We start from the raw sequence: 12,201 nt of genomic DNA on the forward strand, positions 1-12,201 counted from the left end.
GTCAACGCCCGCCTATGTTCGCTCGTGCGGCAAGGTCTGGCGCAGAAGCGTTGATCGCCACGACACCTTCCGGGAGAGTCTCTGTGAACGCTGCGAATCGGGTGCGAAGGTCCGCTGCCGGTTCCAGCGGCGTGGCATAGAACTGAATGCAGCTATCGGGCAGCATGACCGGACGGTTGATGATGCAAATCGCGCCGACGCGAGTCCAATCGTTCGGCACGGCTGGAAACCATGAACGGAAAATCATCACGGCGCCGATGTGATGCTCTTCGGTGATGGCATCCAGCCACTGCGGGCTTTTGTTGGCCTGCTTGGCGGCCTCCACAGAACCCAGTCCCATCAGATCGAGCACATACTGATTCGGGTGCCGCCCGTAACTCACGAGACCCAGGTCATTGATCGCAACATTGCCCTCATAGAACTGATCCGCAAACCGGTGCATCTGGAATTGCAATAAGTAGGTGTCCCGTGAGCCTTCAATTGTCGTGCGCCAAGCCTCAATATATGGCCCGGCAACCGCCAGCAGTCCCAGCGCGAACCATCCCAGAAGCATCCGGGGTCGCTCGTGTAGAACGTAAAGCACGATCAGCGTGCTGAACAGTACGACGTAGACTTCGTACCGGTGGAACCACCCAAATCGGCCAATTGCCAGATGAAGCCCTGCCGCCAGGGCCGATCCTGCGAGCGCGAATCGCCGCGCTCTGTCCGGCTCACCCCAGGCGAGTCCCGCGAGCGTGAGAAATAGCAGAATCAGGATCGTGTGATCCGGTACCAGAACTGCTTTCGCAGTGTCCTTGAAAGACAGAAGAAGGTGGGACAGCGCGCCGGGGCTTGTGCCCTGGGCTCCTCCCTTGATCAGCACTGAGGTCGGCAGCGCTGGAAGCCCAAGATGCATTAGAAAACCCGAGAACACGACGAGGGGAACGATGCTCGCCGCGAACACGAGCACTGCCTTCTTGACCTCTGACCTTCCGTAAAGCGCGATCGCAAGCGCCAGCGTCAGTCCGACGCTCTCGTACCGCACCGCTGGTGCGAGCACGGCCGCAACGAGAATCCATAGCCCAACCTCGCGATGCTGAATGCAGCGGATCACGCCCAGCGCCACAACCCCTGCAAGAAACACCTGCAGAGTATGTTCCATGCCAAGAAACGTAAGTCCGACCAGGTTACCTATAAATATGAGGAACAGAATCGAGACCGAGCGCCTGAGACTTTCATCGCGCGAGGCCTCTCGCGAAGGCCATCCACTCACGGCAAATCCCAGAAGCACGGCAGTAGCAATGCCTGCGATCACGTTCAAGACAAGCGCAGCGATCGGCCCCCAGCTCTTTCCCGCGAAAGGAACCAGCAAAAGCGGCCATAGAATGCTGGAGGATGGCGACGCAGCTTCGCCCGCATTGATTCCGTAGAACCCATGGCTTATGGACTTCGCCAAGGCCAGATGGATGTATGGGTCGTCGAGCGCGAAGAAGAAATGATGATCGTTCGCCGCGCGAATGCGTACGAACATGACGACCGTAAATGCCAGGTAAAGAAGAACAGATAAAGCGACGAGTAGACCTCGTCCAGGCCGCCCAGCGAGGCCATCACCCCTCGTCTTAGCGGTCATATCGGCCAGTTTACTACGGCCATTGCTGCGCAACATGAATGCTTCACTCACGCTCTGCGCGCCGAATCTCACGCTGAATGAATAGTGGGCGCTGCTTCGATTCCGTATAGATACGCCCGATGTACTCGCCCAGAATGCCTAGACAAAGCATCTGCACTCCGGCCATGAACAGAATACCGATGAAGGTCATCGCCCATCCGCGAACCCAAGAATGCGTCAGCAGCCGCACGCACAGCGTGTAGACAATACCGACGAAAGCCGCGCCGGCCGAAACAAATCCCAACGCAGTAACAAGCCGCAGCGGCACGACGGAAAAGCTGACGATTCCATCCAGTGCAAGCCCGATCATCTTCCGCAGTGGATACTTTGTCTCCCCTGCGAAGCGCGGAGCGCGTTGATACGGCACTCCAACCTGCGGGAACCCGATCCAACTCCACATTCCTCGCAGCAGGCGATGGCGCTCCGGCATGTTCAGAAAGACATCCACCACCACGCGGTCGATCAGCCGGAAGTCACCCGTGTCCAGCGGAATGTCCACGTCCGACAGCGAATTGATGAGCCAATAGAATGCCTTCGCAGTCCACAGCTTGAACGTGGTCTCGCCGTCCCGCGTCTGCCGAATCCCATACACGACCTTGTACCCGGAGCGCCACAGCGCCACCATCTCCGGAATCAGCTCCGGAGGGTCCTGCAGATCGGCGTCGATGATCACCACCGCCTCACCGAGCGACGCACTCAGCCCGGCAGTGACCGCCGGCTGGTGTCCGAAGTTTCGCGACAGCCGCACCATCACTGTGTGCGGATCACCTGCTTGAATCTGTTCCAGCAGGTGCACAGTCTCGTCACGCGAGCCGTCGTCCACGTAAACAATCTCGTAGCTCTCGTTCAGAGACCTCAGCACGTCGCTCAACCGCGCATGGCAGGCTTGAATGCTCTCCTGCTCGTTGTAGCAGGGAACGATAACACTGAGAGTAGGCGCGGGCATGAGTGTTGCCGTAAGAGTACAGCAGGAGCTTCGACCTTACCGGCTTCCTCCTCCTTCAGCAATCGACGGCGCTGTATCGCCGGGTTTCGTGAGCGTCAGACGATAAAAGTAAAAGTTCTCTGCAATGTCTTCCGCCGGATCGAAGCTCGCCATTGGCTGAACCCTGAAACCCTCCTGCTCCAGCCCGTTCTTCTCATCATCTTTCATCGGGTGTACCAGCATGAAGAGCAGCGGCTGATCGTGGTAGTAGTGCTCTGCCTGCAGAATGCGCGCCGGCGCATCTGCATCCGTGTAGTGGTCCCGCCTCGACGAAAACAGAAGGTAGGTATCCACGCACGAGCACTCGATCATATACACGGGCCGATGTAGATATTCAGCCACCGATATGGCGCTTGTATCTTCTTCCGCAACGAAAGGCATCTGCTCCAGATGGTCGCGAACGATCCACTCCGCCGCTGCCTTGTCGTATGAAAACGGCCGCTCCCAGCTCGCAATCAGCACCCATATGCTGGAAAGCGCAGAGATGACCAGCAGCAGATACACCGGCCACGGCAACAAGGCAGAGGGCTGCTCCGCACGCACAATCCATGCCGCTGCGACAAATACAAGAAACACGATGCCGAAGTGCCTTTCCGATCCCGGATAGATCAGATGGGCTAACAGCGTGCCCGCCGCGACCGTTGCCCCAATCATCAGCAGCAGGTTCCATCTGCCGCGAAACGCCCAATACAGCATCGCCAGAACCAGCAGCATCGGAATGCTGTATCGCAGCAGATTGCCATGCAGCCACGGGTTCCAGAAGAAATGGCTGCGCGGACTCTTCACCGGAAAAAACGGCAGAACCGTATAACGGAGAAATGCCTCGTATAAATGAGACATATCCTTCGCCTCTGCAAAGGGCCGTCCGGTTGTCCGCCAGCTGATGTCCTTCGCAGGCTTGGCCGACCAGACAGCAAATGCCGTGATCGCGGCATAGACCCCGAGCGCAATCTGCGCAGTTCTTCGGCTGAAGTACAGCCTGCCACTCCTGTACATCGCTGCGGCGTACTCCAGAATTAGCGCCAGCGAAAGAATGATGCCGATCGTATCCACACTGGCCATCACTCCGAGCAGCAACGCGCTCATGACCGGCGAATCCCGATGACTCGTGCGCCAGTACAGGTAGATGACGAACGCCAGCAGCATCACGCCGTACATGCGCGACAGCACCGTGTATTCAAACACGAAGAAGTAGCCGGCCAGGATCAGCGCCTTCTCCCATCGCCGGAACGGAGATCGAAGCGCGACAAACAAAATGATCGCCGTGCTGACGATGCCTTCCACAAACTTCAGCACCAGCACCGACTGCGTAAAGCGCGACGGCACCCAGAGAATCATGTACCAGAGCCACGGATGGCCCTCATGATGGATATGCCAGAACAGCGACGGGATCGTCGGGCTGGCCCATACGATTCCAAGGGCGTTCAGTTCATCGCGCCAGAGAACGTGATGCACCAGCTGAACATAAAGCAGTACAAGGAACGGCAAAGCCACCAGAAGATCGCGTGCGGAGGAGCCCACACCTTGGGGCCTCTCGGTCCGCGCATGTACGTCAACGCTCGTTGCCATTCTTCAAAATGTTAGCAGCACCGCATTCCTATCCTGCCGCACGCAGGAAGTCCGTATGCACGCGGCGGTCGCCGGCCTTTGGAAAGTGCACCAATGCCGCCGCGCCGAGCACATCGCGTATTCGCCCCATCCCGAAGCTTTTATGCCGCACGCGGTCGCCGGCCGCAAACTTCGCCTGCTGGGCCTGCGGCAGTGTCTCGGGCGCCGTGGTCCGAATCTCGCCATGCATCGACTCGATGACCGTCACTCCATTACCGTTTGCGGGATTCGGCGATTCCTCCTTGATCCGCTTCTTGCGCGATCGCCGCGGCTTGGCCTCCGTGAGGTCTGCATCCGCATTCAATCCGCGGGCGCAGTTGTCGCAGCGGCCACAAGGTTCTCCCGCATCCTCGCCAAAGTACGTTCGCAGAATCTGCGTCCGGCAGGTCACCGCCTGCGCGTATCGCATCATCTCCGCCAGCCGCTCCTTATCGCGGCTCGCGCGATCCGTGTAGTCACTGAGCAGTAATCCAATCTCTGCATCCGAGATCGGCTCGGTTCGCTTCAGCATGTAACCGCTTCGCCCGCGGCGGACCACTCCCGCCTCACGCAGCAGGTAAAGAATCACCTGCGTGCGCCGGCGGCCCGTCTGCGAAAATTCCGCGATACTTGCCAGCGACAACGGCACCGCATTTAGCGTGTTGAGCACAGCGCGAACCTCTTCTGCCTTCGGATAGCGTCCGCGCATGAAGAAGTTCTGAATGCGCTTATCTTCCAGCCGGTATAGCAGAATCGCGCGCGAGGGCAGTCCATCGCGGCCCGCGCGACCTGCCTCCTGCGCGTACGTCTCCAGCGAATCCGGAAACTCGAAGTGATACACAAAGCGAATGTCCGGCTTATCTATTCCAAGCCCGAACGCCTTCGTCGCAATCATCACGCGGTGCTCGCCGGCCATGAACTCCGCCTGGATGCGCTCCCGCTCGCGCGCCGGCATTCGTCCGTGATATCGACCGACCGCAATCCCGTGATCTTTCAGCCAATCATGCAGCTCGTTCGCAGACCGGATACTCGCCGTGTAGATGATGCCGCTGCCCTTCTCCTCTTCCAACAATGAGCCGACCCGAGCCAACTTGGCATCGAGGTTCACCGTCGGATGCACCGCCAGGAAGAGATTCGCGCGCTCCGTTCCGGTGTTCACAATCACCGGCTCGTTTGCATTGAGCCGCTCCAGGATCTCCTGCGCCACCTCTTCCGTCGCCGTCGCCGTCAACGCCAGCACCGGCGGATTCCCCAGCGCTTCGCGCGCGTAGCCCAGCCCGAGATATGCCGGACGAAAATCATGTCCCCATTGCGAAATGCAATGCGCCTCATCCACGACAAACAGCGACACGCCACCCGCCCTCAGCGAATCCAGAAACTCACGATTCTCTAGCCGCTCCGGCGTTACGTAGATGAGCTGCGCGGTGCCCTCATCAATCGCCTCGGTGGCCGCTTCGGCTTCTGTGATCGTGAGGGTCGAGTCAATCTTCTGCACTGCAATCGCGGCGTCGACAGCCTTCTCCTGCTGGTCCTGCATCAGCGCAATCAGCGGCGAAACAACAACAACCGACTTCGGAAGAAACAACGCCGGCAGTTGATAGGTGAGCGACTTCCCCGCTCCCGTCGGCAGAATACCCAGCACATCCCGGCCATTGAAAACCGCTTCGAGTATCTCGCGCTGTCCGGGCCGGAAGCCTCGAATGCCGAAGCGCTGACGAGCCTCACGTATGATCGCCGGCCACGGAATCGAGGCTGGGGACCGCTTACTCTTTGACTTGCCTGGAACCGTCGCGACTGCTGGCATTCAGGTGTTGCTCTCCAGCCACAGTTGGATGCAGAACGCCTTCCCGGGAACTTCAGAGCCCTGTTGGGCGTAGCATTAGAGCCAACTCAACTGTGACGAGTGTGCGCAAACTGGAAAGGATGACTGTATGCAGAGTCGAATCGTAGGAAGCACAATGCCGGTGCTCGAAGTGATGCTGCAACCGGGCGAGAGCGTGATCTCAGAGGCCGGCGAGTTGAGTTGGATGGGCCAGACCATCAGCATGACGACGCACACGCAGATGATGGGCGGCGGCGGTTTCTTCGGCGCAATCAAGCGCGTGGTCGGCGGGGGCAGTCTCTTCATGACCGAGTACACCGCACAGGGTTATCCGGGCGAGGTCGCCTTCGCGACCAAGATTCCTGGGCACATTCTGCCCATTGAGGTGGGTCCCGGCAGCGAGTTCATGATTCATCGCCACGGCTTTCTCTGTGCCACGCCGCAGATTCAGCTCGGTGTCGGCTTTCAGCAATCGCTCGGCGCAGGCATCTTCGGCGGCGATGGCTTCCTGCTCCAGAAAGTGTCCGGCTACGGCACCGCCTGGCTGGAACTCAGCGGCGAGCTGGTGGTGCGCGACCTGCAGCCGGGCGAGACGCTGCGCGTGCATCCGGGGCACGTCGGCGCTTTCCAGTCCAACGTCGCCTTCAACATCACGCGCATTCAGGGCATCCGCAACATGTTCTTCGGTGGTGACGGCATCTTCCTCGCAGCCCTCACCGGACCCGGCCGCGTGTGGCTGCAGACACTGCCGCTAGTCAATCTGGCACATGCGCTCGAGCCCTATCTGCCGCACAACCGCGGCGAAACGGCGCGAGATGTCGGTGCGGGAGCCGTCCTCGGCGGAATCGTCGGATCCATATTCGACAACCGCTAGACTCGTCGGGTAGTTCATCGGAGGACGATGCGAATTTCCTGATAGCTCGCCTCACACTTCTATGGTAGAAGTGCTGCACACAAGAATCGGTGAATGCAAAAGCGGCCCCGCAGTATCGGGCCGCTCTTGCGTTTGTGCCGAGAACGAGGAGGCAGCATGGACGAGCAACCTATGCAGCAGGGCCCTCCACCACCGTCAACCGGTAGCTGGGAACAGGTCCCACCACCACCGGCAGGCAGCTATGCACAACCGGCAGCGATCGCTCCGGCCGAGGGGCTGAGCGACACAGCCGCTGGCGCTTTGGCGTACGTCACAATTATTCCGGCGATCATCTTCCTTGTGATGGCTCCCTACAACACGAAACCCTTCGTACGTTTCCATGCCTTCCAATGCATCGGACTGGCGATCTGCTGGTTCTGCCTGGGGCTGCTCTTCGTCATTCCGATTCTGGGATGGATCGTAGGCGGAGTTGGCTTCCTCGTGTTGCTGGTGTGCTGGATTCTGAGCATCGTGAAGGCGTCGCAAGGCAGCGTATTCAAACTGCCAGTGATCAGCGAGTTCGCGGCCAAGCAATCCGGTTACCAACTCTGAGCGCACGCTTGGGCTAAGATGCTCGCGAAGGTGATGGGCGGTTTCGCGTGTAGTCGCAGTTTCATCACTGGTTGTGCGCGCGTGTGGCGGTCGGCGCATGCGATGAAATTTGCATCTCCGAGGGGGCAACAATGATCGACGAACCACAAACACCGGGTGCCGGGCCAGAGGGGACGGGACAAGAGACGAGCACGGGCGGGGTCAGCGACTGGAGCACAGTTCCACCAGCGCAACCACCGGTTCCACCAGCGCCACCTTCGCAATCGCTGGAACCGCTGCCCGCGCCGCCACCTCCACCGCCTGCGCCGCAGCAGCCTGCCGCGGGGGGGTACGGGCAGGTGTATGGGACCGGACCCGGATCAGGGCCGCAGTATCCGCCGCCACCGCCGCAGGGGCCGCCGCAGGGATATGCCGGTGGGCCGGGGCCGCAGTATCCGCCGGGGGCTCCGCCGCCAGCAGCTGGTCAGGGACTGAGCAGTAACGCGGCGGCGGCGATCTCGTACATCACGTTCGTGCCGGCGGTGATCTTCCTGGTGATGGCTCCTTACAACCGCGACCGGTTTGTGCGGTTCCATGCGTGGCAGTGCATTGCGCTGACGGTGGTCGCAGTGGTCATCGGGATCGTGTTCTCGATCTTCGCGTTCATAGGCTTGCACCTGATGTTCTGGATGTTCGCCCTCATTCGCAGTCTGATCGATCTTGTGCTGTTTATCTTCTGGCTGATTGCGCTGATCAAGGCGAGCCAGGGACAGTGGTACAAGATCCCGATCGTTGGGGATTTGGCGACGAGCTTCGCGGGCAGCCAAGTCTAGAAGACAGGCGATTTTGAGTGACGGGGAGGGGTACCCCCCTCCCCCCTGTTTTTTGCGCAAAATCTTCAGCCCTTTGGACTTAGGCTTGGACCTTTTGGCGCACGCCGTCATTGAGTTTGGTTGAGCAGGGGTCTCGGGCGGAGGGTGTTTGTCAAGCGGACCCGGCCGGTGTTGCCGGCAGCGCGGGCGAACGTTTTTTGTGATTTCAGTTTTCAGTTGTCAGTTTTCAGTTGTGAGTTAAAGCCGTAGACTGGCGCGCATGAGACGAGTGGCAAGTGCGGTGATTTCCGTTGCGCTGGCGGTCGCAAGCAGCGCTGTGGCGCAGGACTGGGCGAAGGCAAACCTGGCGAAGAGTTCGAGGCACGGCGAGTTTGTGACCATCCATGAGCCGGGGGGACGAGACCTGCAGGCGTGGGTGGTGTATCCGGAGGTGAAGGACAAGGCTCCGGTGGTGGTGATGGTCCATGAGATCTTCGGGCTGAGTGACTGGGCGCGCGAGATGGCGGATGAGGTCGCGGGCGCGGGGTACATTGTCGTCGAGCCGGATCTGTTGAGCGGGCTGGGGCCGGCGCAGATGGCGCAGGTACGTGATTCGGCTCATGTGACGCTTGCCGGATATCAGCCGCAACAGGCACCGCAGCAGTATCACGGCGACCATCCGATCATGCCGGATGCGCAGCAGCAGAGCGGAGCGCCGTATGCTCCGGCCCGGCCGGGCGGGACGAGTGCGTTTCCGGATCAAGGCGCGGTGACGCGGGCGGTGTCGTCGTTGCCGGATGCGCAGGTACTGGCGGATCTGGATGCAGCAGCGAACTACGGCAAGGGGCTTCCGGCTGCGAACGGAAAGCTGTTTGTTGCCGGGTTCTGCTGGGGCGGTGGGAAGGCGTTTTTGTTTGCGACGCACCGGCATGATCTGAGCGCGGCGTTTGTGTTTTATGGGCCACCTCCGGCAGCACAGCTGATGAAGAACATCACGGCGCCGGTGTACGGGTTTTATGCACAGAACGATGCGCGGATTACGGCGACGATCCCGGCAACCCAGGACGCGATGAAGGCGCTGGGCAAAACTTACGAGCCAGTGGTGTATGACGGAGCGGGGCATGGTTTCATGCGCACCGGCGAGGCTCCGGATGCGAATGCGGCGAATACTGCGGCAAGGCGAGACGGGTTTAAGAGGCTGATTGATTTGTTGGGCGGGGTGCGGTAGTGGAACGCGTCCTCAAATGGCTCTATCGGTCTCATTTTTGCCTACGAGAATGTACGGAACTAATCTAGTGAGGTTCGGTAGGCCTACACCCGATCGTTTGAGCCAATGACGCTCAGGATCTCATCAATCGATGGAAATTCCTCCTCTATCTTTTCCTCCATTCCCAGAATCGGAGTTCGAGGACGCAGCGATGGCTCAACGAACCCTCCCCCATCGAGGTATCTGTGAATCGAGGTGGACAGCTCGATGAGATTAACCCAGCGATCCAATAGGTGAAGAAGTGTCGCTAGCTTAATCGGTTCCACTTCGATGCTGCCATTTCGGAATCCCCGTTGCCTCGGGGTGTGTTCGTAAATAACCGTTAGGGTTTCTGGAGTATTCGCCTCATTGAAGCGCCGAATTTCCTCCCGTAAATTCAAGAGGGCGTTATGGATGGGCGTTTCCTCGAACGCTTTGAGGATTGGATCGAATTGTAGGAAAAACGGTGAAACGATCGCTCTATCTAAGATGATCGGGTGGAACTTCCGAGAGATCACATGGAATGCAAACCAGGCGAACTTGTCCCAGTCGCTCGCATCGATCTCGAGAAACTCATCCTTTCTGTTTTCGGTCGTGAGTGGGTACTTTGTAAGAAAGTTCTCGAGTCCTCGGCGCACCGACAACAATCCCCTTGGTGTTTTTGGGATGCAACGCCGCAAAATCTCTCGGATTTCAGATTGCAACAATCTCCTCATGGCCGCCTCTTCTATCGGCAGTCCAGAAAAGACCTGAGATTGCAACGTTGAGATCACGTCGCCAAAGTTATGGAAGACGTGGATCCAATTACCGGATGGCAGTGCCCCGCCGGCCTTGAGCGCCTTCGCAGTCTCTCGATTACGCGCGACCTCCGTGATGAATCCGGAGATGAAGTCGGCGTCCTCCGCGAATTTGCTCGGGTAGGCCTTGATCTTCGTTCTTTCGCTCTCTCCATACGGAAGCGAGCCAAGGTATGATGCCAGCTCTTTTCTCTCTTCTCGGACCTGCCAAACTTCGTCGCGAACGAATGTGACTATCTTCAGCTTGCCAGCTTTCTGCAGCTCGTAAGCCTGACGGTATTCTTGTTGGGTGATGCTGACGCGTTCCTCTGGTATGAACCAGCCTCCGACGCGCGTTCCGATGAGCAGCACGAAAAAGTCGGCTTGCTCGATCGCGTGAAGGCACGCATCGTAAGAATGTCTGTCAAGAGGCTTAAGGAAGTCGTTGAATTCTGATGCCAGGACTCTGCAACCTTGTTCCTCGAGGTAGAACTTAATCGCCGATCGTAGATCCCTGAAATCATAGATCGTGGAGGACAGAAAGAATGTCGGAGGCTTCATAACGGTATCGTAGCCCGACAACTTCCTGCGGAGGAGGTGGCTTTACTTCTGCGGTCTGCGTTAGGCGCTCACGGTGTGGAGGCGGGTGGTGCGGCGGGCGCCGTTGGTGGGCGAGTGGATGTGGCGGGGCCAAGTGATGGTGAAGGTGGCGCCGTGGCCGGGTTGGGAGTCGACGTGGATCTTGCCGCCGTGGCGATCGACGATGTGCTTCACGGTCCAGAGGCCCATGCCGTTGCCCTGTGAACCCTTCGTGGTCTGGCCGAATTGGAAGATGGTCGGAAGGACGGCGGGATCGATGCCAGAACCTTCGTCGGTGACGATGATGTCGACGTGGTCGGCCTGGCCGGAGAGTGTAAGTGTGACAGCGGAGCCGCCACGGGGGCTGGCTTCGCAGGCGTTGCGGACGAGGTTGAGGAGGACCTGACGAGCTTCGCCGGCGAGTGCGTCGATGGTGACATCGCCCGAGATGCGAACGTTGAGAGTGATCTCACGGCGGCGAAGGACGGGGTCGAGAAGGAAGCGGACGCTTTCGGCGGCGGCGCGGAGGTCGATGCGCTCGGGGTTGCTGGACTGGCGGAAGAAGGAGAGCGTGGAGCGCGAGATGGTGAGGACGCGGTCGGCTTCTTCGGAGGCCATGCGGGTGAGGCGGACGATTTCGGGTGTGGCGACGTCGGACTGGCGGATGAGATAGAGGATGTTCTGAATGGCTTCGAGAGGGTTGCCGATCTCGTGCGTGACGACGGCGGACATGCGGCTCCAGGCCTCGAGCTTCTGCGCTGCCATGAGGCTTTCCTGCATCTGGGCCTTTTCGTCTTCGGTGCGGGCGAGGCGGGCGGCGTAGTCGTTGATGCCGGAGGTGATGGTGCTGAGGCGACGGATGAGCTGGAGAGCGACGTACGCGGAGAAGATGGCGGTAAGGATGTTCGTCCAGGCATCGGCCCAGAAGATGGGCGACCAGGTGGTGACGACCTCCATGAGGTGCGTGGTGCCGCAGGCAACGATGAAGAGAGCGAAGCCGGTGAGGAAGAAGACCCAGTCGCGGGCGATGATGATGGCCGTACGGCGACGGAGGGCGAGAAGCGTGATGCAAATGGTGGTGTAGCTGAGGAAGGTGATGGCGTTGGAGGCCACCATGGTCCAGATGAGGTGCTGGTCCGCGCGCCAACAGACGGCGTGCGGCATCAGCGAGCTTGCTGACATTCGGATTCCTCCTATGGTGTCTGGGCCCTTGCGGGCAATGATAGGCGGAAAACGACTTAGTTGAAGGTGTGCGTTAGTGACTGAAGAGTGACGCGGAAGTGGCAGGGGGCAATGACTTAG

At 59.4% G+C, this 12,201-nt stretch carries 10 protein-coding genes; 4 read left to right on the forward strand and 6 right to left on the reverse strand.

The window, feature by feature from the left end:
- Position 1: 1 nt before the first annotated feature.
- From VGU25_01120 to VGU25_01135, 4 genes are all read right to left on the reverse strand, one after another.
- Positions 2 to 1,510: a hypothetical protein gene (locus tag VGU25_01120; GenBank protein HEV2575784.1), complete on the reverse strand. Its 1,509-nt coding sequence runs from the start codon at positions 1,508 to 1,510 to the stop codon at positions 2 to 4.
- A gap of 142 nt (positions 1,511 to 1,652) precedes the next feature.
- The gene (locus VGU25_01125; GenBank protein HEV2575785.1) at positions 1,653 to 2,594 is read right to left on the reverse strand and encodes a glycosyltransferase family 2 protein; all 942 of its coding nucleotides are present in this window, start codon (positions 2,592 to 2,594) and stop codon (positions 1,653 to 1,655) included.
- A gap of 36 nt (positions 2,595 to 2,630) precedes the next feature.
- On the reverse strand, positions 2,631 to 4,154 hold the full coding sequence (locus VGU25_01130; GenBank protein ID HEV2575786.1) for a hypothetical protein: 1,524 nt from the start codon (positions 4,152 to 4,154) through the stop codon (positions 2,631 to 2,633).
- Between the two features lie 76 nt (positions 4,155 to 4,230).
- Positions 4,231 to 6,024, reverse strand: a complete 1,794-nt coding sequence (locus VGU25_01135) for an ATP-dependent DNA helicase RecQ (GenBank protein HEV2575787.1) — start codon at positions 6,022 to 6,024, stop codon at positions 4,231 to 4,233.
- 127 nt (positions 6,025 to 6,151) lie between these two features.
- Between VGU25_01135 and VGU25_01140 the strand changes: the two genes are divergently transcribed.
- The 4 genes from VGU25_01140 (at position 6,152) to VGU25_01155 (ending at position 9,526) form a co-directional block, all read left to right on the forward strand.
- The gene (locus VGU25_01140; protein HEV2575788.1) at positions 6,152 to 6,916 is read left to right on the forward strand and encodes a TIGR00266 family protein; all 765 of its coding nucleotides are present in this window, start codon (positions 6,152 to 6,154) and stop codon (positions 6,914 to 6,916) included.
- 156 nt (positions 6,917 to 7,072) lie between these two features.
- On the forward strand, positions 7,073 to 7,507 hold the full coding sequence (locus tag VGU25_01145; protein ID HEV2575789.1) for a DUF4870 domain-containing protein: 435 nt from the start codon (positions 7,073 to 7,075) through the stop codon (positions 7,505 to 7,507).
- Positions 7,508 to 7,638: 131 nt separating this feature from the next.
- A complete protein-coding gene (locus VGU25_01150) occupies positions 7,639 to 8,319 on the forward strand; it encodes a DUF4870 domain-containing protein (protein HEV2575790.1) in 681 nt (226 codons plus the stop codon).
- A 259-nt stretch (positions 8,320 to 8,578) separates the two neighbouring features.
- On the forward strand, positions 8,579 to 9,526 hold the full coding sequence (locus tag VGU25_01155; protein ID HEV2575791.1) for a dienelactone hydrolase family protein: 948 nt from the start codon (positions 8,579 to 8,581) through the stop codon (positions 9,524 to 9,526).
- 83 nt (positions 9,527 to 9,609) lie between these two features.
- On the opposite strand, the gene VGU25_01160 is transcribed toward VGU25_01155, so the two are convergent.
- Both VGU25_01160 and VGU25_01165 read right to left on the reverse strand, forming a co-directional pair.
- Positions 9,610 to 10,881, reverse strand: coding sequence for a DUF4062 domain-containing protein (locus VGU25_01160; GenBank protein ID HEV2575792.1), 1,272 nt, complete (start codon positions 10,879 to 10,881; stop codon positions 9,610 to 9,612).
- A gap of 60 nt (positions 10,882 to 10,941) precedes the next feature.
- Positions 10,942 to 12,081: a HAMP domain-containing sensor histidine kinase gene (locus VGU25_01165; GenBank protein HEV2575793.1), complete on the reverse strand. Its 1,140-nt coding sequence runs from the start codon at positions 12,079 to 12,081 to the stop codon at positions 10,942 to 10,944.
- Positions 12,082 to 12,201 lie beyond the last annotated feature (120 nt).

The sequence above is a fragment of the Acidobacteriaceae bacterium genome, from assembly GCA_035944135.1.
GTDB lineage: Bacteria > Acidobacteriota > Terriglobia > Terriglobales > Acidobacteriaceae > Granulicella.

Excerpts from the sequence above, each read along its gene's own strand:
- VGU25_01160 (HEV2575792.1), bottom strand. The coding sequence starts at position 10,881 with ATGAAGCCTCCGACATTCTTTCTGTCCTCCACGATCTATGATTTCAGG.
- VGU25_01165 (HEV2575793.1), bottom strand. The coding sequence starts at position 12,081 with ATGTCAGCAAGCTCGCTGATGCCGCACGCCGTCTGTTGGCGCGCGGAC.
- VGU25_01140 (HEV2575788.1), top strand. The coding sequence starts at position 6,152 with ATGCAGAGTCGAATCGTAGGAAGCACAATGCCGGTGCTCGAAGTGATG.
- VGU25_01135 (HEV2575787.1), bottom strand. The coding sequence starts at position 6,024 with ATGCCAGCAGTCGCGACGGTTCCAGGCAAGTCAAAGAGTAAGCGGTCC.
- VGU25_01150 (HEV2575790.1), top strand. The coding sequence starts at position 7,639 with ATGATCGACGAACCACAAACACCGGGTGCCGGGCCAGAGGGGACGGGA.
- VGU25_01125 (HEV2575785.1), bottom strand. The coding sequence starts at position 2,594 with ATGCCCGCGCCTACTCTCAGTGTTATCGTTCCCTGCTACAACGAGCAG.
- VGU25_01120 (HEV2575784.1), bottom strand. The coding sequence starts at position 1,510 with ATGTTCGTACGCATTCGCGCGGCGAACGATCATCATTTCTTCTTCGCG.
- VGU25_01145 (HEV2575789.1), top strand. The coding sequence starts at position 7,073 with ATGGACGAGCAACCTATGCAGCAGGGCCCTCCACCACCGTCAACCGGT.
- VGU25_01155 (HEV2575791.1), top strand. The coding sequence starts at position 8,579 with ATGAGACGAGTGGCAAGTGCGGTGATTTCCGTTGCGCTGGCGGTCGCA.